The sequence below is a fragment of the Variovorax robiniae genome (assembly GCF_037889955.1).
In the GTDB taxonomy this organism is placed as follows: Bacteria; Pseudomonadota; Gammaproteobacteria; order Burkholderiales; family Burkholderiaceae_C; genus Variovorax; species Variovorax robiniae.
Map to the genome: position 1 here is coordinate 1 of NZ_JBBKZS010000078.1, position 2275 is coordinate 2275.

1 protein-coding gene and 1 pseudogene are annotated in these 2275 nt (G+C 65.6%); one reads left to right on the forward strand and one right to left on the reverse strand.

Translation table 11 applies throughout. From position 1 onward, the window contains the following. On the forward strand, positions 1–1843 hold a 1843-nt coding region (locus WKW79_RS36860), incomplete at its 5' end, for a Tn3 family transposase (RefSeq protein ID WP_340340169.1). Positions 1844–1995: 152 nt separating this feature from the next. On the opposite strand, the pseudogene WKW79_RS36865 reads toward WKW79_RS36860, so the two are convergent. Further along, positions 1996–2145: pseudogene (locus WKW79_RS36865) on the reverse strand (transposase); the annotation flags it as partial. Positions 2146–2275: the final 130 nt, after the last annotated feature.

Sequence of the window (2275 nt, forward strand, 5' to 3'; positions counted from 1 at the left end):
GCGCCCGCCGAGTCGGGCATCGGTCATCCGGCAGCGACTCATCGACGCCATTGCCCCTGTGCGCTCGCTGCTCGCGGGCGTGAGTCGCCTGCCTTGGCAGGCCACCGGGGGTCATCCAGTGCTCGATGCCCTGGACAGGCTGCGGGCCGCGTACGCGGGCGGCACCAAGCGACTTCCTGCCGAAGTCGCGGCATTGCGCCTGGGCCCCGCCTGGCGCGAAGCCATTGCCGACCCTGACCGCGAGCGCGCCTTCAAGGCGATGGAGGTCGCCACCCTCCTCGCGCTACGCCGCGCGGTGCGCAACGGCTCGGTCTGGATCGAGCATTCACTGAGTTTCCGCGGGCGAGAGCAGCTGTTTCTTCCTGACGAGCGCTGGAATTCGGAAGCGCGGCGCCACTACGCCAGGTTGCAATTGCCAGCCAAAGCGAGCGAGTTCCTGGCGCCATTGCTCGAGCGCGTGCGCGCCGGCGTCGAGGCAGTGGCGGCGGCCACGCGCACTGGTGATCTGCGCGTCGACGACGAGTTGCACCTGGCGGCATTGGCCGCCGATGATGAGGATCCCGAGGTCACACGACTTCGTGCCCAACTCGATCGGCGTATCGGCGAGGTGCAACTGCCTGAGGCCATCCTCGCTGTCGACGCCGAGGTGCGCTTCAGCTGGATCATGCTTGGACGCGAGCCGAGGACGGGCCAGGAACTGCTGATGACATATGCCGGCATCCTGGCGCACGGCACCAGCCTCTCGGCGGCCGAGTGCGCACGCATGATCCCGCAGTTGTCGGCCGCCAGCATCCGTCAGGCCATGCGCTGGGCCGGTGACGAGCGTCGACTGGCACAGGCTTGCCAGGCAGTCCTTGAATTCATGCAGCGCCACCCGATCGCCGCGACCTGGGGCCGGACCGATCTTGCCTCCTCGGACATGATGAGCCTGGAGACGAGTCGGCGTGTGTGGCAAGCACGTCAGGACCCAAGGCGCCAGACGGCTTCAGTCGGTGTCTACAGCCACGTGCAGGACCGCTGGGGAATCTTCCACGCCCAGCCGATCGTGCTCAATGAGCGCCAGGCTGGCGCCGCCATCGAGGGCGTCATTCGACAGGAGCGGATCGAGACGGCCCAACTCGCTGTGGATACTCACGGCTTCACCGACTTCGCGATGGGCCTGTCTCGACTATTGGGCTTCGACCTGTGCCCACGGCTGAAGGAGCTCAAGCAACGCCACCTGTTCTTGCCCAAGGACATGAAGGTCCCCGGCGAAATCGCCGCGGTGTGTCAGGCCAGCGTGGACACCGCTTTGATTGAAGCCCATTGGGACACTCTCGTGCACCTCGCCGCATCGGTGATGTCAGGCCATGCCAGCGCGGTGACCGCATTGGCCAGATTCGGATCGGCCGCACGGGGAGACCCGATCTATGACGCAGGCGTCCAGTTGGGCAAGCTACTGCGGACGGCGTTCCTGGCCGACTACTTCGTCAATGCCGGCTTCCGTCGCGAGCTGCGAAGGGTCCTCAACCGCGGCGAGGCGGTCAACGCGCTCAAGCGCGCAATCTACACCGGCCGCGTCGCGCCGGCGCAAGCCCGGCGTGCCGACGAGATGCAGGCCGTAGCCGATGCGTTGAGCCTGTTGGCCAACATCGTGATGGCTTGGAACACGACGCAGATGCAGGCGGTGCTGGATCGGTGGGCCAACCGGCGCCAGATCGTGCCGCCGGCGCTGACCGGGCGCATCGCGCCGACGCGACTGGAGGGCATCAACCTGCGGGGCGTGTTCCGCTTCCCAGTCGAGCGCTATGCCGCGCAACTTCTACCGTCACAAACTGCAGGGAAAACAAGGGCCAGTGGTTGATATCAACCCAGCATCGGCGCGCCCTGGGAGGCCGCGAGAGGGGTAACAGAAACTCGCGGAGCGACAACGACTTGCGAGCGGGAGCCTTCGGAAACCCGCGCCAAACCTCAGTGCTCGAACCGTCAGTTTGTGCACTGAAAACAAATGGACCCCGCAAGCTGCCGCCCGCTGCTGAAGTTCTTCGCGTCGCCTATGGTCGCCACCATTGCGCTGGCAGTGATGGGCCCGATGCCCGGAATCTCGGCCAGCTTTCTGCTGATCTCGTGATCTCGATGCCAGGCGATGATCTGTGCCTCGATTTCATCGGCCTGACGGTGAAGGCTGTCGGCGCCGGTTGAATTCTGACCCACCCTGCCGGTTGAACTTTGACCCGGGGACGGAGGCCGGCATCGTGAACGCCGACTGTGGATAACTGTAGCTCGTTCCCCCTTT